The organism is Lentibacillus sp. (genome assembly GCF_035301925.1).
GTDB lineage: Bacteria > Bacillota > Bacilli > Bacillales > Amphibacillaceae > Lentibacillus.
Window position 1 is genome coordinate 1 of the sequence record NZ_DATGTI010000108.1, and the last position, 17,280, is coordinate 17,280.

The 17,280-nt window shown below is 44.2% G+C and carries 16 protein-coding genes and 1 riboswitch; of the genes, 12 read left to right on the forward strand and 4 right to left on the reverse strand.

Translation table 11 applies throughout. The features are described 5' to 3' along the window. The 4 genes from VK080_RS09235 to VK080_RS09250 form a co-directional block, all read left to right on the forward strand. Positions 1-1,934: Fn3-like domain-containing protein (locus tag VK080_RS09235; RefSeq protein WP_324224479.1), on the forward strand; the 1,934-nt coding region annotated here is incomplete at its 5' end. A 92-nt stretch (positions 1,935-2,026) separates the two neighbouring features. Then, complete coding sequence (locus tag VK080_RS09240) at positions 2,027-2,476, forward strand: SipW-dependent-type signal peptide-containing protein (RefSeq protein WP_324224480.1); 450 nt, start codon at positions 2,027-2,029, stop codon at positions 2,474-2,476. A gap of 138 nt (positions 2,477-2,614) precedes the next feature. Continuing rightward, positions 2,615-3,187 (forward strand): signal peptidase I SipW, encoded by a 573-nt coding sequence (gene sipW / locus VK080_RS09245; protein ID WP_324224481.1) that lies wholly within the window; start codon positions 2,615-2,617, stop codon positions 3,185-3,187. A gap of 35 nt (positions 3,188-3,222) precedes the next feature. Beyond that, positions 3,223-3,810: a CalY family protein gene (locus VK080_RS09250; RefSeq protein WP_324224482.1), complete on the forward strand. Its 588-nt coding sequence runs from the start codon at positions 3,223-3,225 to the stop codon at positions 3,808-3,810. Positions 3,811-3,963: 153 nt separating this feature from the next. Here the strand turns inward: VK080_RS09250 and nhaC are convergent, their stop codons facing one another. Continuing rightward, positions 3,964-5,391 (reverse strand): Na+/H+ antiporter NhaC, encoded by a 1,428-nt coding sequence (nhaC, locus tag VK080_RS09255; RefSeq protein WP_324224483.1) that lies wholly within the window; start codon positions 5,389-5,391, stop codon positions 3,964-3,966. Positions 5,392-5,613: 222 nt separating this feature from the next. After that, positions 5,614-6,963, reverse strand: coding sequence for a sodium:alanine symporter family protein (locus VK080_RS09260; protein ID WP_324224484.1), 1,350 nt, complete (start codon positions 6,961-6,963; stop codon positions 5,614-5,616). A 166-nt stretch (positions 6,964-7,129) separates the two neighbouring features. Between VK080_RS09260 and VK080_RS09265 the strand changes: the two genes are divergently transcribed. Continuing rightward, positions 7,130-7,282: a hypothetical protein gene (locus VK080_RS09265; RefSeq protein ID WP_324224485.1), complete on the forward strand. Its 153-nt coding sequence runs from the start codon at positions 7,130-7,132 to the stop codon at positions 7,280-7,282. 163 nt (positions 7,283-7,445) lie between these two features. Here VK080_RS09265 and VK080_RS09270 read toward each other — a convergent pair whose 3' ends face one another. Then, positions 7,446-7,961 carry a GNAT family N-acetyltransferase gene (locus VK080_RS09270; protein ID WP_324224486.1) on the reverse strand — a complete coding sequence of 172 codons (516 nt, stop codon included), beginning with the start codon at positions 7,959-7,961 and terminating at the stop codon, positions 7,446-7,448. A 368-nt stretch (positions 7,962-8,329) separates the two neighbouring features. Here VK080_RS09270 and VK080_RS09275 point away from each other — a divergent pair, with 368 nt between their 5' ends. The 7 genes from VK080_RS09275 (at position 8,330) to VK080_RS09305 (ending at position 16,071) form a co-directional block, all read left to right on the forward strand. Then, positions 8,330-9,343, forward strand: coding sequence for a proline dehydrogenase family protein (locus tag VK080_RS09275; RefSeq protein ID WP_324224487.1), 1,014 nt, complete (start codon positions 8,330-8,332; stop codon positions 9,341-9,343). Between the two features lie 368 nt (positions 9,344-9,711). Then, positions 9,712-10,836 (forward strand): SH3 domain-containing protein, encoded by a 1,125-nt coding sequence (locus tag VK080_RS09280; RefSeq protein ID WP_324224488.1) that lies wholly within the window; start codon positions 9,712-9,714, stop codon positions 10,834-10,836. A gap of 148 nt (positions 10,837-10,984) precedes the next feature. Next, positions 10,985-12,442: an amidase gene (locus VK080_RS09285; RefSeq protein ID WP_324224489.1), complete on the forward strand. Its 1,458-nt coding sequence runs from the start codon at positions 10,985-10,987 to the stop codon at positions 12,440-12,442. Between the two features lie 143 nt (positions 12,443-12,585). Next, entirely contained in the window at positions 12,586-13,263 is a 678-nt protein-coding gene (locus tag VK080_RS09290; RefSeq protein ID WP_324224490.1) for an HAD family hydrolase, read from the forward strand. Between the two features lie 483 nt (positions 13,264-13,746). Further along, positions 13,747-14,400, forward strand: a complete 654-nt coding sequence (locus tag VK080_RS09295; protein WP_324224491.1) for a ribonuclease H family protein — start codon at positions 13,747-13,749, stop codon at positions 14,398-14,400. A gap of 313 nt (positions 14,401-14,713) precedes the next feature. Then, positions 14,714-14,760, forward strand: a riboswitch (PreQ1 riboswitch). Between the two features lie 78 nt (positions 14,761-14,838). Next, a complete protein-coding gene (gene queF / locus VK080_RS09300) occupies positions 14,839-15,333 on the forward strand; it encodes a preQ(1) synthase (RefSeq protein WP_324224492.1) in 495 nt (164 codons plus the stop codon). A 111-nt stretch (positions 15,334-15,444) separates the two neighbouring features. Then, positions 15,445-16,071 carry a queuosine precursor transporter gene (locus tag VK080_RS09305; RefSeq protein WP_324224493.1) on the forward strand — a complete coding sequence of 209 codons (627 nt, stop codon included), beginning with the start codon at positions 15,445-15,447 and terminating at the stop codon, positions 16,069-16,071. Between the two features lie 95 nt (positions 16,072-16,166). Here the strand turns inward: VK080_RS09305 and VK080_RS09310 are convergent, their stop codons facing one another. Continuing rightward, positions 16,167-17,276: a branched-chain amino acid aminotransferase gene (locus VK080_RS09310; protein WP_324224494.1), complete on the reverse strand. Its 1,110-nt coding sequence runs from the start codon at positions 17,274-17,276 to the stop codon at positions 16,167-16,169. Positions 17,277-17,280: the final 4 nt, after the last annotated feature.

Sequence of the window (17,280 nt, forward strand, 5' to 3'; positions counted from 1 at the left end):
CTGAAAATAACGTGACATTCGAATTGACGGCACGAAACCTAACAGATGAAGCGATCACATATGATGTCAAAGCTAATGCCCAGACAGATCAGCCTGTTGCAAATGGTGAGGACACAATCGTTGCTCCCAATCAGTTTGCAGCAATGGAACTGGACGGAGCAGCAACCGTTAATGGTGAAGATGTCAGTGAAATCGACGTACCAGCAAACGGTGAGGCGACCATTACTGTTTCCATTGATGTCAGCGATGTGGATGCGCAATTAATGGAAACCTTCACAAACGGCTATTGGCTTGAAGGGTTTGTGACACTGACAGATCCGAATGATGTGAATCCGGAAATATCAGTCCCTTATGTCGGCTTTAAAGGCGAATGGGATGATGCACCGATATTGGACAAGCCGATGTGGGATGAGGATTCTTATTACGGGATGACCGGGATTGCCACATCAAGTGGAGAAGATGAAGAAGGCAACCAGCAATTTGCTTTCCTCGGTCAGGATTTGCAGACAGGCGAAACGGATCCGGATAAAATTGCCTTTTCGCCAAATGGAGATGGTCAAAAAGATGATGCATTACTCGTCCCATCATTTTTGAGGAATGCAAAAGAAGTAAGATTTAATGTTTTAAATGAAAACAAAGAAAAAGTACGCACCATTGCGACCGAGTCTTATATTGCCAAGAACTATTACGATGCCGGTGCAGGACCGATGTATTATTTGGATTCTTCACGCATCTGGGATGGCAAAATTGACGGCGAAAAGGCACCGGAAGGCAAATATTATCTGCAGGTGGAGGCCATTATCGACTATGATCAAGCCGAATGGCAATCACTTGAAATTCCTATTGAACTGGATACGACAGCTCCCGAACTGGATGCGGAATTTGATAAGGAATCGCAAACGGTAAGTGTTGATACAGAAGATAATTCGGATGGTGTCGGAGTTTCATACTGGGACGTAAGGATTGACGGAGAATCGATACTGGATGAGCCGTATGCCGGTGGTGAAACTGAACATCAGCTGACGAAAAAGCTGAAACCTGAGCAAACATTAAGTGTTGTGGCTGTCGATTATGCCGGCAACCAGGTAAAAGAAGTGGCATCTGAAGGAAATGATACAACCATGCCGGAGCTTCATTTGATGACACCGGAATTTCAGGGTATTAAAACCTCAAGGGAAGTTAAATTTACAGGCTATGTAACCGATCAATCCGGCGTCGACGAAGTGACCGTTGATGGTGAGGTGGCTGAGCTTGTCTATAACGAAGCAGAAGACCGCTATGATTTTTCGGTCCCCATCAATCATGACAGTGATGGTTACTTTTTAAAGCATATCAAGGCAGTCGACAATGCTGGGAATGAAGCGGAAATTGGCCGGAGATATTTTGTGGATACAGAAAAAGCAGCATTGCAAGTAGATGCACCCGACAAAACGGACGCTAATTCCATTAATGTGTCAGCAACCATTACCGACAATTTTGATGATATCCGCTTATATGTGAACGGTAGTGAGGTCTATCGTCATGACCAGTCCGAACCGTATGGCATGAAAGGCTTTGAAGAAACGATTGACGATATCGAACTGGATCTTGAAAATGGTAAAAATGCGTTCGAGTTCAAAGTGGTCGATCTTGGCGGACATGTGACAAAACAGACCATCGAAATTGAGCAAGCGTCAAGTATCGATGCCATGCTGACGCTTGTCGATCAGTATAAATCAGATGGCGAGATTACAGGCAGTCAGGCAAGATTGATGAGGATGCAGCTGACAACGATTGGGCATTTTCATGACAGCGGTACAAGCGATAAGGCTGTCAAACATATGAACAGTTTCAAGCAAATGCTTCATCATTACGAGGAAAATGGACAGATAATGGAAGATGCTGCAACTGAACTGCGGACACATGCTGACAATTTGCTTGATAAGTGGCAATAGAGGTCAAACCTTAAATATCCTGCTTCTGCGGTAATCGTGAATTGCCGCAGAAGGGGTGTTTAACTTCAGGGGATGTTCAAAGGAGCATGATCATGAGTCGTTTTTTGTGGACAAAGAGGAATCCGGATGTGAAACGATCTATTGTTTTCCCGCTCGTGTGTAGTTATCTGTTGTTTCTGACGGTTGCTTTGCTAACGTCACCGACAAATGCTTATTTTACGGATTCAGCTGTTACTGAAGGAGACTTGTCTGCTGCCGGACAATTTGCTTCGGAGGGAAATATAACGAAAGCCGGTAAGGATAATCAGGATACTGGGCAACCAGAAACACATCAAGAAAGTGAATCAGAACAAGCTGAACAACGAGACGAAGCAGGTCAGCCGGAAAAAAATCAACAGAATACCGACCCGAACGATGAAGGTGACATCGATCATGATGATGAGCAGGAACATGATTCCGAGCCGGAAACCGGGGCGGATAAAGGAAAGCAGGATGCAGGCATACAAACGGAAAAAACAAATCCGGATAAACAGGATGCGTAAATATTTAAAAATGACAACGGAAAAGAAGCGAAAAAAACAGATACGTCGTCAACAGCCGGCCTGGGTAAAATCGGATCAGGAAAATGGATGACAGCACTAACGAATGACGGAAAATTGGTATCGGGGTGATGCACGTATATGAAAGGAAAACGGATCTTAAAGGTGATGAGTCACATCACAACAACCTTGCTATTTATTGTCCTGCTCGTTACCTTGTTCTCGGTCATTGTGATGAGAGCATCAGGAGGGGAAGCCAGTATTTTTGGCTATCAGCTCAAGTCAGTGCTGTCTGGATCCATGGAGCCGGAGATTCAAACAGGATCCATTATAGCCATTAATACCGATGATGCACAGGATACATTTCAAAAAGGCGATGTGATTACGTTTCAGACGAATGATGATATGGTTGTGACCCACCGGGTTGCAGAAGTGGATAATGGACATTATGTAACGAAAGGGGACGCAAATGACGCACCTGATGTGGAACCGGTGACGCAGGAAAGTGTTATCGGAGAGTATACCGGATTTTCCATCCCGTATGCCGGCTATGTCATGACGTTCGCCAATTCCAAAGAGGGTGCTGCCATATTGTTGGTTTTGCCAGGCATTTTCCTCATTATCTACTCCATTATAACGATTTGGCGTGCGTTACGAAAAATTGATCAGCCGGAAAAAGAAGTGAAGCCAGATGTCAAAAAGGGAGATACTTGAACAACATTTAATCAAATATGAAAGGGGAATGTTAAATGGGTATTAAAAAACAATTGGGTATGGGTGTGATGACGGCGGCATTAGGTTTAACCCTGATCAGCGGGGGAACATATGCCTATTTCAGTTCAAGCCAGACGACAAACAATACATTTGCTGCGGGGACATTGGATTTGGCCGTGGAGCCGACGACAATTATTGACGTGGACAGCCTGAAACCGGGTGATTCAGTTACACGTAGTTTCGAATTGCAGAACAGTGGTTCATTGGATATTAATAAAGTATTGCTTGAGACGGATTATAGTGTTACTGATGCGGAGGGCGACAACACCGGGGATTTCGGCGAGCATATCCAGGTTGAGTTTTTATACAACGCTGATCAACTGAATGATGTCATTTATGAGACAACGTTAGCGGAATTGAAGGATATGGAACCGGAAGCAGTAAATGAAGAAGTGTTCCTGCCTATGTTGGGTGAAGATGGCCTCGAAGCTGGTACGCTGGATGATCTTGTTGTTAAGTTCAGTTTTGTGGATAACGGCGAAGAGCAAAATCAATTCCAAGGTGATTCATTAAATCTGGAATGGACGTTTAACGCTCAGCAAACAGCAGGTGAAGAACAGTAAAAAAGTGTCGTCTGTACCATCATATGCAAAAAGGTTTACATTAAGCAACCGCCAGATCAGGTTCCCTCGAAGATAACCTGGTCTGGCGGTTTGCTTTTAAAGTGCCTATGTGGGAAAAACGGTCCGATCAAGTCAGCTTTTTTCCCTCAAGTATCATACTTCTTGAGGCCCATTTTCACTTTCCGGATCTTTCTCAATGTACCAAATAAATTTATTGGTATAGCCATAAATAATCACAAGGATAATCGCGGCAAAGTTCAGCCACATGAATGGTAAATATTGCAGTACGGGAACGCCGAACATGGCAGCCATGAATATGCCATTGTCTGACCATGGCACCATCCCCGATGTTAATGTTCCGCCTACTTCCGTGTTCCGTGAAAGGATTTTTCTGTCCACGTTTAACCGATCATAGTTCTTTTCCATAATTTTTGGCGTTAAAATTAACGAAACATACATGGCACAGCCAAAGACGTTGGATAAAAATCCGGTAATAAGTGTCGAAATCGATAAGCGACCGGTATTTTTAATCAATTTGGTGAAGGATCCAACGAGAACCTGCAAAGCACCAATGTAATTTAATAAACCGCCAAAACCAAGCCCGAGAATAATGACCATGACGGACCCAACCATTCCGGTAATGCCGCCACGGTTTAATAATTCATCCATAAATTCATTACCGGATTGCAGATTAAATCCTTCATAAGCGGTATTTAAGGCCGAGATAAAATCCATATTCTGGAATATCCAGGCCCAAACTGCGCCCAATAAAGCTCCAAAGGCAATTGTCGGTACGGCGGGCTTTTTCATAGCCAGTAAAATAATGACTATCAAAGCGGGGATCAGCATTATCCAGCTGATATTAAATGTATCCCCGATTGCCGTCATGATGGATTCTACTCTGCTTAAGTCGACATTATCAGCTGTATACGTAAAGCCTACAATCGTAAAAATTGTGCCACTGATGACCAAAGCTGGAATACTGACATAAAGCAGTGATTTGATATGTTCCACAATGTTAACTTTTGTAATTGAAGCTGTCAGGACAGTACTGTCGGATAACGGTGACAGCTTGTCTCCAAAATAGGCCCCTGATAGAACAGCACCCACAACCAGTGGAAGCGGAATACCCAGTCCTTCCCCGACACCGACCATCGCGATACCGGCTGTCCCGGCTGTTCCCCAAGATGTACCTGTAGCCAATGAGGTCACTGCACAGAGTATGACGGTCGCCAATAAAAATATGCTGGGATGAATAAATTCCAAACCGTAATAGATGATGCTTGGTACAATGCCGCCAGCAATCCATGTACCGATAAGCGCCCCTACAGCAATCAAAATTAAAACAGCTTCAAGACCATTGAATATGCCATTTTTAAGCGCTTCCTGTAAATCATCATATTTATATCCTAATCTGAGCCCCAGCATGATGACCAAAAATAGAGCGATAAACAATGCCAATTGAATGGACAGATCAAAAATACCGGTAAACGAAAAGGCAATTGCCAGGAATAGAACAAGTAATATGAGTACCTCTAAAATCGTCGGATGACGTCTGTTACTTTCCTGATTCTGATTCATTTTCATTCTCCTCCCTGGAATTCATCATGGACAGAAGTATTTCATATTTTGTGAGGGTTGTTTACATCATATGATGAACGTCATTCCAGCATGATTCATTCGTACTGATAAAGCGGGGATTAACGGTCTTTTTTAAAGGCAGGTGAAGGCTTTTCTTTAAAGGACTGATTGTTTGGCTATATGGAAAAGCGTCTCGTTTTCTAAGAACGAGACGCTATGGAGTCAGGCCGTTTTACGATTCTCTTTGGTCCGTATTTCATTAAATCGTTTCGTTTCCTTAACGACAACCCCTGATAAGAATAAGATGCCGATTAAGTTCGGTACAGCCATTAATCCGTTGAAAATGTCACCCAGGTTCCATACTGTTTCCAGTGACATCGTAGCTCCGGGGATGATAGCCAATACGAAAATAATCCGGTAAATTATGGTAAAGTTGTCCCCGGCCAGGTAGGTAAAACATTTTTCGCCGAAATAGCCCCAGCCCAAAATGGTCGAGAAAATAAATGTCAGCAGTGTCACCGCGACAACAATATCACCATATCCAGGCAGCAGTGCTTCAAACGATTGTGCTGTGAGTGCAGCACCTTCCGTTCCGCTTGTGTACAAGTTTGCCATGGTTAATGTGAGACCTGTAACCGTACAAACGATAATAGTATCGATAAAGACTTGGGTCATGGAAATCAGTGCTTGACGTGCCGGGACGTCTGTACGTGCGGCTGCAGCGGCAATCCCGCCGGTACCCAGACCAGCTTCGTTGGAAAACAGTCCGCGGGCAACCCCCATTCGGATAACCGTCCCAATCGTTCCGCCAGCAGCGGCTTGTCCGGTAAAGGCATCACTGAAAATTAATCCGAAAGCTTGTGGCACAGCATCGATATTTATGAAAACAATAATGAAACCGGCTATCAGATAAAAAACAACCATGACCGGGACGAGGATACTGGCCGTACGTCCTATACTTTTCACGCCACCAATGATAACGAGCCCAACGAGAATTGCAAATACCAGACCGGTTACCCAAAGCGGCACATTGAACACATCGTTGGCAACATCTGAGGCAGCATTTGCCTGAATCATGTTGCCGATTCCAAAGATGGCCGCAAAGACGGCAAAAAAAGCAAAAACCATGCCCAGCCATTTTTGTCCCAGGCCTTTTTCAAGATAATACATTGGTCCCCCGGACATTTCGCCTTTAACATTTTTTTGGCGGTATTTGACACCAAGAATCCCCTCAGAATATTTCGTCGCCATTCCGACAAGCGCTGTGATCCACATCCAAAAAACGGCACCAGGACCGCCGGCGACAACCGCCGTTGCCACCCCGACGACGTTACCAGTTCCAACCGTTGCAGCCAGAGCCGTCATGAGCGCCTGGAAATGGGATATATCCCCTGCGGATTTCTGATCATGTTTTTTAAAGGTAATTTTTAATGCGTAAGGCAGCATTCGGAATGAGAAAAACGCTAATCGGACAGTTAAGTACAAACCCGTTCCCACTAATAGGATAATCAGCGGCAGACCCCAAATAAAACCGCTTATTTCGTCAGTTACTTCCAAAAGCCATTCTCCCATGTTATACCTCCTTTGTACAAGATATAGTAAAAAAGGTATACGAATATTAGTAAAATGTCAATAAGTCTGAAGAATGAATGTACCTGTTTACAACAGTTTTTGTCATAATGTGAATACCGGTGGATAAGATAAACATGAAATCCGATAAGTTTAGGAGGAAAGTCAGATGTCAGAACAGAACAAGAACCGAAACAAAGATAAGAACAAGCAAAATAATAAAAACCGGTTTGTGAAACAAAAACCTGATCCTGATGTGGAGTTCGCAAAGGATCGGGAGTTTCTCAATTTGGATAATAAGCGGAACAAACGGCATCGGTGAACTCTCAAATATGTTGACCGGGTCAAATCTGCCGGTTGAGCGCTGCTGATTTTGTTTGACCGGCAGCTACTGTTCCCGGAAATATAGAAGGGGGTTAGAAAGTGTTCGATTACCTCCTGAACCCCCGTGTGTTTCAGATCTGACTTAAATTTTAAGGCTCCAGTCACGACAATCTCCAGTAGTCCCGCTGAAACATACACATTGTGACAGCATCATGATATTCCCCATTGATAAAGAAGTGCTCATTCATGACTCCCTCAACCTGGAAGCCAACTTTTTCATAAATATGTTTGGCTTTCTCATTTGCCCTGGCAACGATCAAGTAAAGTTTATGGAGATTAAGTACGGAAAACGCGTAGTCTATTGTCAATTTTGTGGCGGCAGCTGCATAACCCTTTCCCTGATGGACAGGGTCGATCATGATGGCAAATTCCGCATTCCGATGTCTCTGTTCGATATCAAACAGTCCGACAAATCCCAGTCTTTGATCACCGTCGGTTAAGATGAATTCACGGTTCCGTGGGTTATCTTTGTTTTTGTCATAGCTGTCTTTCAAATGTTCCATGGACATATAAGATTCACTGAACCAGTAATTCATGATATCCGGATTATTGAATAGTTTGTGCAAAAATAATAAATCATCTTTTTCCAGTGTCCGCAGTAGTATGTCGTTTGCCACGTTGTCGAGTCTCCTTTGTCCCTTTTTAGCATTTATAATACCAGAAGTTCTGACCATTCAACAGCAGGTTTCCAATATCTTTAAAATATGTGTCAAATATTCTTGAGGCAGAATGAGGCATTTTTCCAGCCAAAAAAGAGAAGGCACGCTATCATAAATATATGCTTGTTACATTTAGAAAGCATGACCTTCTCATGGAAAGTATTACATCAAAATTCATTAATAAAGGAAACTTAACCGTTTTGGTAGAAAGTGTACGGCTCCTTCGTATTTTATTTTTCAGTGTATTTTGTAGTATAATAGAATCACATGGCTTTATACACAATCAATAAGAGATTCGCAGCAAATTAAGTGAAGGAGTTTTCATCATGGCAAATTTGACACGGGATTTTTTTATCGGACTTTCAAATAATCGATTTTTGAATACGCAGGCGAAAAAGTGGGGATTTTCCCTTGGTGCCGATAAATTTGTTGCCGGTACAACCGTTGAAAGTGTTTTGGAAGCGGTTAAGAAGTTGAACCAGCTAGGCATCAGCTGTACGCTTGATAACCTCGGTGAGTTTGTTTCTGATAAAACAGAAGCTAGTCAGGCCAAGGATAAAATCATCACGCTGCTTGCAGCAATTCACAGGGAACGTGTGGATTGCCATTTATCAGTTAAACTGACCCAGCTTGGGTTGGATATTGATCAGGATTATTGCATAGATAATATGAAGGAAATTCTTGATACGGCGAAACGGTACGATATTTTCGTCAATATTGATATGGAAGACTATACACATTATGAACAGACACTGGATGTGCTTCATCTCCTCCGTGAAAGCTATGATAATGTCGGGACAGTCATCCAGTCGTACCTTTATCGTGCGGGGGATGATCTGGAAAAGTTGAAAGATGTCCGGATCAGGCTGGTCAAAGGCGCATACAAAGAAAGTGAAAAGGTGGCCTATCAAGACAAACATGATATCGACCGTAACTTTCTGAAGCTGGCCAAACAAAGACTTTTGGGAGATACGTTCACATCGATTGCTACGCATGACCATCATATTATTGATGAACTGAAAGCGTTTGTGAAGAAACACAATATTGATAATGATCAATTCGAATTCCAGATGCTTTACGGTTTCCGGAATGACATGCAGCAAAAGCTGGCTGATGAAGGCTATCATTTCTGTACGTATATTCCGTTTGGGGATGACTGGTTCGGGTATTTCATGCGCCGTCTTGCCGAACGCCCGCAAAATATGAATCTGGTTGTGAAAGATGTGTTTTACACTGACGACAATAAGCTGAAAAAAGGCCCAATTGTTGCTGGTGTCACATCCCTTTCTGCGCTAGCGTTGTGGCGAGTTAAAGCAAAACGCAATAAGAAAAATGATTGAATAAATGAAATCGGTTGGGACCGCGGGGTCTCTGACCACGCGTCCCAACCTCAAATCGCGCGACAAACACCTCAAATCGCGCGACAAGCGCCCCAATTCGTGCGACAAGCGCCCAATTTGCGCAATGCAGCGCAAGAGCATTCTGAATTCGCGCAGGTAAACAAAATTCGTAAGGAAAATGATAGACGAATCTATCAAAAACCAATTTTTCCCCTCCTTTATAGACAATAGCTTTCCAAAAAAAGAAAGGCTAGTTCACAGGGCCGATTCGGTTCAACTAACATCCAGTGGAAGAACAACGCTGAATGTAGTTTCACTCTATGATATACTGCCCATAGATATAAAGTCCTAGTAGGGGGTATACAATTTTGAAAAAGAAAAAATGGGTAACTGTTTCGTCTTTTTTACTTTTAATTGCAGCCTTGTTTGTGCTTGCCGTCATGCAGGGCGGTTTGCTGAAGCATGATGCTTTGGAGGGATCAGACATTAAAGCAACGACAAATGATGCGAAACTTGCCAGGTTCGCTGTTGAAGATCCGACAAAGTCGGAGTCTAAAATGAAGAAGAAAGAAATACATATTAACGATAACCAGGATCAATCAGAGGATGAAGAACAAGAGGGAGCGGAGAAAACGGAAGAGCCGATTGAATCTATCACCAAATATGTAACCGTTTCATCCTTGAATGTCCGCTCAGGTCCAGGGACCGATTATGATGCTGTCGGAGCTTTGGCTATTAATCAATCGGTGGATGCAAGTGCGGTACCGGAAGAAAATGGATGGGTGAAAATAGCCGGTGATAACCTGTCTGGCTATGTGAACGGAAAATATCTATCAGATGATAAAGTGGAAGTGCGACAGGTAAATGCAAGTGAAGACAGTTCGCAATCGACAGACAGTAAAGAAACAAATTCCGGAAAGAGTAAAAAGTCTGATAAAAATGAAAATACAAAGCAGCCGGAACGTAATGATGCGGACAAGCTTAATACAGTTGATGGGAATAACCAGCTTATACTTGTCACAACCAATGGATACGGAACCAATCGGGCACGCGTTCAGACATTTGAGCGGAACGGAAATGGGACATGGGATCAGCTGCTTGATGTACCGGGATTTATTGGGAAGAATGGCTTTGCTGATTCGAAAAAAGAGGGGGATATGAAAAGCCCAACAGGCAAATATACGATTGGAACAGCATTTGGTCGAAGCGGCAATCCGGGAACCAAATTGCCATTTAGAGGCATTACGCCGGATGATGTTTGGGTAGACGATCCCGAATCGGAATTGTATAACACGTGGCAGTCCAAGCAAGAGACGAAAGATCAGTGGTCGAGTGCCGAAAATATGGATATACCGGCTTACACTTATGGATTTGTCATTAACTATAATACAAATCAGACGCCCGGTGCCGGGAGTGCAATCTTTTTCCATGTGGCCAACAGCTATACGGCAGGATGTACCGGGGTATCGCAGGCGAACGTCGTTAAGATTTAACAATGGCTTGATCCGGCAAAAAACCCGGTCATTATCCAGACACCTGTGAGCGGATTGGGACATTATTAAGTTAAACTGCTTCACCCGGAGAGCGAAAGAACAAGATATAGGGTAATTCTATTATCTATCAAAAGGCAGGTGTATAAAAATGTATACAGGAACTGAAAGTCGGGCGTCGTCTGCACAAACCATCCTTGATATGGATGCCACGTCACTTGCTGCTACCGTCAAACATCATGAACGAACAAGCTCAGAAATCGTGAAAACCTATATTGACCACCAGAGACGGGTGAATCCTGCGATTAATGCGGTGGTTGAGGAGCGCCATGAAAAAGCCTTAGACGAAGCCAGGCAAAAGGATGAAGCGCGAAATCAGCCAAACGATGGTCCATTATATGGTGTACCGATCAGCGTGAAAGAAGCGTTCCACGTTACGGGTATGAAAACGACAGGAGGCCTTATGCACCGTAAGCATCTGATTTCCAGGAAAGATGCCGAGGTTGTCAGCAGGCTGAAAAAAGCAGGTGCGATTATTTTGGGTAAAACGAATACCCCGATGTTATGCTTTTGCCAGGAAACGGATAATAAACTTTACGGCAGGACAAATAACCCTTGGGATTTGTCAAGGACATCGGGTGGTTCGAGCGGTGGCGAGGGTGCATTGCTCGGTACAGGCGGAGCGGCCGCCGGTATTGGTTCCGATATTGGCGGCTCCATTCGTTTTCCGAGTCATTTCAATGGTGTCATTGGTTTCAAACCAGGGCGTCATCAGGTATCTGATCAAGGCCATTTTCCCGGATTTGATCATCCGCTGCAGAAGCGAATGTCGGGGATTGGCCCAATGGGAAAATCAGTCAGGGATATTGAATGTTTATACCAAATAATGGCGAATAAACGGCCGGAAAAACAGGCCATAAATGATTTCATTGTTGATATTTTATCCGCTGACACGGGCTTTCCGTTATCTGCCCGCACGAAGCACGCACTTGATCAGATTGAAGAGGTTTTAAAGCAAGAGCTGACTGTCAGACGTGCTGTGCCGCCTTATTTTAACGACAGTGCCCAGCTCTGGCAGGAAATCATGTCGATTGATGGAGGAGAAGCGATTAGGGCATTGGCTTTCAATGGACGGCCAAATGTCTTATCGTCTTATGTAAAAGAAAAACTCAGCCGCAAAACAGCGGTTCATCCCTATCTTTCATGGGCGCTGATTGGAGCAAAGGTTTTTAAACCGTCCTCTCAAAGGTTAAAGGAAATTGAAGCGACGGTTGAGCAGGGTGATGATGTCTTATCGGCGTATTTACCGAACCGTCTGCTGATTTTCCCGGTCTACCATACAGGTGCACTTGAACATGGCAAAGTGTATCGAGACATATTCTCGGTTCGTAAAACGTTTTTGCAGTATATGCCGTTCGTGGCGTATGCCAATGTCTGGGGGTTGCCGTCATTGACCGTTCCTGTGGGTGAAGATGAAAATGGCATGCCGATTGGGATTCAGATTATGAGTATCAACGGCAATGAGGATGCGATTTTCCGGATTGGTAAAATACTGGAAAACCATTTAAGAGGATTTGTGCGCTGTTCGCAATATGATACAGGATTATAAAAACAGTGCTGTAGCTTATTAACGGTCAGCTGAATTTCTTCCAAATGGATGGGCTATGCATTTTGTGCAGCCCTTTTTCACGCTATTTGAGATATTTACTTTTGCTATGGACTGGCTTACAATAAAATAAAGAGGTGATGGGCATGGGCGTTGTGACCGTTGACTTTGACGGCACGCTTTACAAGGGAAATTCGTTTAAAATGATGTTCCAGGCAGCGAATAGAACGTTTGGTTTGAAGCAGTGGGCTGTTGTCGGGACAGGCATTGTCAAAGCGATAACTGCGGGTCTGGTCAAAGGCAAAAATGCGTTCAGGATGCAATTTTTCAAGGCGTTTGCTAAATCGTTTAAAGGTATGACAGACGCAGAACTTGATGAATTTTTCAATAAACTGGTGGAAATGGGCAAGCATGATGTCCATTATGATTTGATCCATACCATTCGCGAACATGAACGGCAGGGCGATCACATCATCGTTTTGTCCGGTGCACTTGCCCCCTTTTTAAAAGCGTTCACAAAAGAGATGGGATTGGATGTCCATATTATCAGTACGGAACTGCAGATTGACGGGAATGGGATTTGTACAGGCAAAGTCGGGTCTCTCATTAACGGCCATGAAAAAGTGAACCATGTCAGGAAGTGGATTGAGCGTCAGAAACAGCTTGGCAACCTGACAAAAGCTGAGGCAAATGAAACGTGGGCATATGCCGACAGCGAAAGCGATGTCCCCTTGTTTCAATTCGTTAAACATCCAATAGTTGTGAACCCAGATGACACCATGAAAAAGATAGCTATGAAAGAAGGCTGGGCTTTGTTTGGTTGATGGGACGTGAGGTCATACCCTGTGCGCCCCAATTGACTTAATCGTCCAGGTTTCGTACACTAATTATAACTAGTTTTCAGAAAATTAATAGAGAAGAGGACTCATTATATGTCCATTCATGATTATAACCATTTGCACAAAACCATTCACGATTATATTCAGGTGAACGGGTGGATATGGGGATGACCGTCAGCTGAGCACAAGGAATCATCACAAATAGCATTAACAAAGATAAATTACATCCGGAATAACATTTAAAAGAAGATTTTTTATGATTCAAGACGGTTTTTAATACCTTATGGTCTTGACGCAGCATGATGGCTGAAAAAGCATTCCCAGATGGCGGGATTATATGGTGCGACCCTGCAGTTGAATTATTAGAGAAACCGGGACTTGGATTCAGCTGAGTTTTGCTTGGTGATATTTAGATGACATAAGGGGTAAACTGTCTAAGATGAATCAAATTGACAAAGGTGATTCCGCATGAATGTCAGGATTGAATTAGCATATGCCACACCTAAAGGGACTGAGACCTTTTTCAGGTCAGAAGAGATGCCGGCAGCCAAGGCACTTTTGCTGGCTGAGGATCTGGAAAAAACCAGGCGTGCAAAGTGTGTGGATTTTATTGACAACTATGACCGTAAATGGACGGTAAAAGAATTAAAGAAACAGATGGAAGCTATTCAGACTGAGCCACATGATGTGACCGTTTATTTTGACGGCGGCTTTGACCGGAATACGAGGACGTCCGGTCTTGGCTGTGTTATTTATTTTGAACAGAACGATAAGTCATGGCGTCAGCGCAAAAATGCTTTAGTCGAGGAGCTTGAAACCAATAATGAAGCTGAATATGCTGCACTTCATCTGGCTGTACAGGAAATGGAGCTGATCGGTGTCCATCATTTGCCGGTGACCTTTGCCGGCGATTCGCAGGTTGTGATCAATCAGCTGAAAGGTGAATGGCCGTGTTATGAACCGGAATTGAACAAGTGGGCGGACTGGATTGAAGATGATCTTGAACGGCTTGGGATTGACCCGGATTATGATGTAATACCACGAAAAAATAATCAAGAAGCGGACCGGCTGGCGTCACAGGCTTTAAAGGGTGTTGATGTCATGAGTACGCGTGAGGTGTAGTGCTTTAGGAATATCTTTTCTGCGCTGGCGCAAATTGTGCCAACGCGCGGTACACCATCTAAATTCGCTCAACGCCCCGAAATATCTTGGCAGCGCTCACGGGATTTCGCGCGGCACCCCCAGGAATTCGCGCGACGTTCATCCCAATTCGCGCGACAACACCATGAATTCGCGCAACACTTCTGTAAATTCGCGCGATAAGTTGCGTAATCGCGCGACATGCAAAGGGTAGAATCAAGCAAATTGACACAACTTCATTACCGCTATATAATACTGGGTGTATAAATTGGATAATGGCATATCCGTTTTGATGACGGGAGAGGTTCTTAGCTTTAACCCTCTATAAAAAACTAAGGACAGATGATACCAATGTTGAAACCATGTGCCTTAGGCCGTGGTTTTTTTATTTGCCAAATGTTAAGGTGGGAGGTTTTCGCGATGGCAGAACGACGTGATGATTTACAGGATTTGACACAACTGGGGAATCAAGGAACAGATTATCAGTTTGATTACACGCCTGACGTGCTTGAGGCAATTGATAACTTGCATCCTGACCGTGATTATTTTATCAAATTCAACTGTCCTGAATTTACGACGCTTTGCCCGATGACCGGACAGCCGGATTTCGCGACAGTTTATATCAGCTATATACCGGATGAGAAAATTGTTGAAAGCAAATCGTTGAAGCTGTATTTGTTCAGTTTCCGGAATCATGGGGATTTTCACGAGGATTGCATGAATATTATCATGAACGATTTAATCGATTTGCTGGATCCGCGCTACATTGAGGTATGGGGGAAATTCACACCGCGCGGGGGCATATCCATTGATCCATACTGCAATTACGGAAAGCCGGATACCAAGTTTGAGCAGATGGCAACCCAACGCTTGATGAATCATGATCTATATCCGGAAAACATTGATAATCGCTGATAGAGGGCCAGCTCTGAATCCTTTCCTGAACGTATCAATACGCCAGATTAGTCGTTTTTCTGTTAAAAGTCCTGGGTGACCAGGCTTTTCAATTGATAGGGAGAGGATATAATGTTTGTTTATTTAAATGCGTTATTTGTCGGATTGTTATTATTAGCCAATGTGATAGGTGTCAAATTGTTCAGCATCGGGGAAATTGTGCTGCCTGGAACGCTTGTTGTCTATGTTGTCACATACATCATTACGGATGTGATTGGTGAAGTGTACGGGAAGGAGGCGGCCCGAAAGACTGTACAAGCAGGCTTTTTGACACAGGTCATTGCACTCGTTTTCATTTTTATCGTTATCGAATTACCGCCGGCACCGGATTTTGGGATGCAGTCAGAGTTTGCGGCCATTTTGGGCGGAAGTTTCCGGGTGATGGTTGCCAGCCTGATGTCGTATGCCGTCAGCCAAAACCTTGATGTCAGCATCTTTCACCGTTTAAGGGCACGACATGGGGAGTCGAAACTTTGGCTGCGGAACAATCTGTCCACGATGACCAGCCAGCTTGCTGATACGGCGATTTTTATCACGGTCGCCTTTTGGGGAACTGTCCCATTCGGTGTCTTACTCGGCATGCTTGTTTCTCAATATGTGGTCAAACTAATGATTGCCCTAATTGACACGCCAATCGTCTATTTACTTGTGAAACTTGCGAAAAAAGAGATGATAGGTGCTAAGAATCCCGGCACGTGATGTGTGCCGGGTTTTTAATAGGCTAACTCACCGATTTCTTCGAGTCTGACTACCGCTCTCTGACCTTTGAACAGACAGGCGGCAGTCCGGGTATTTTAACCCGAAGCCCGCAATGTGCTCTGTCTGATCTCCTCCACTTTTTCAACCCAGTCAAATGGATCCTGGATTTTCCCGTATTGGATACCTGTGAGGGTGTCATAAAGCCGTTTGGCTGTCACGCCAGTTTTGCCGCTGTTGATTTCCAGATGTTCATGGTTCCATACCAGATCACCGATTGGGGAGATGACGGCGGCTGTTCCGGCGCCGAATGCTTCCTCCAGCGTGCCTGCTTTATGCGACTGATACACTTCTTCCATGGATATTTTCCGTTCTTCAACCGGTACATCCCAGTGCTTCAGCAGCTCGATAACCGAGTTGCGGGTGACACCTTCCAGAATGCTGCCATTCAACGCAGGTGTGACGACTTTTCCGTCAATCTTAAAAAAAACATTCATGCTGCCGACTTCCTCAATATATTTCCGCTCAACCCCGTCAAGCCACAGGACCTGGGCAATGCCTTCATCCGCTACCTCCTGGGCTTTCAGGCTTGCTGCGTAATTTCCGCCGGTTTTGGCTTCACCGGTGCCGCCTTTTACAGTGCGGACATAATCATTTTCAACTGCAATTTTTACTGGATCAATACCTTCTTCGTAATACGCACCGACCGGCGATAGGATAATAATAAATTTATAATGGCGTGATGGTGCAACACCGAGAAAAGGTTCAGTCGAAATGATAAACGGCCGGATATACAGTGATGTTCCTTCCGCTTCAGGAATCCAGTCTTTCTCCAGTCCGACGAGCTGTTTGACTGCCTTTAGCGCAAATCTCTCGTCAATCGGCGGGATACAAAGTCGGCTGTTGGAATGATTCATCCGCTTGAAATTGCGCTGCGGACGGAATAATAGTATTTCGTCGTCCGGTGTGCGATACGCTTTCATCCCCTCAAATACCGACTGACCGTAATGGAAAACCATTGCCGACGGATCGACAGTCAGCGGCTCGTACGGTACAATGCGCGGATCATGCCACCCTTTATCATCCGTGTAGTCCATCAAAAACATATGATCTGTAAAAATTCGTCCAAACTCCAGCTGATCTGCCTGGGGTTTTTCTTTGCCTGAAGAACAGAGTTTCATTGGAATTAATTGTTGTTCTTCCTCCATGTCG